The following is a 331-nucleotide window of genomic DNA, read 5'->3' on the forward strand; positions in this document are numbered from 1 at the left end:
ATTGAGAGGTGGTAATAATATTCTCTTCCCCTGAGACCTCTTTAATAATCCGGTTGATAAATGTGGATTTGCCGACATTGGTACAGCCCACCACATACACATCGCGGCCTTCGCGGTAATGTTCAATGGCGTCAATGACTTCCTTCATCCCTTGTCCGCGGGAAGCGCTGATTAAAAAGACATCAAGGGGTTTTAAGCCGTATTCTTTCGCTTCGCGTTTCATCCATTGAACGAGGCGTTCCCGTTTTACGGATTTCGGAAGGATATCGGCCTTATTACCGACAAGAATAATCGGATTACCGCCGACAAAGCGGTTCAGCCCGTTTATCCA

At 46.8% G+C, this 331-nt stretch carries 1 protein-coding gene; it reads right to left on the reverse strand.

The window, feature by feature from the left end; all coding sequences use genetic code 11:
- Positions 1 to 331 (reverse strand): GTPase (locus G9F48_RS19360; RefSeq protein WP_185153161.1); only part of this gene is annotated, 331 nt, incomplete at both ends.

Origin of the sequence: Bacillus sp. EKM420B (assembly GCF_011065565.1) — a bacterium.
In the GTDB taxonomy this organism is placed as follows: domain Bacteria; phylum Bacillota; class Bacilli; order Bacillales; family Bacillaceae; genus Bacillus; species Bacillus velezensis.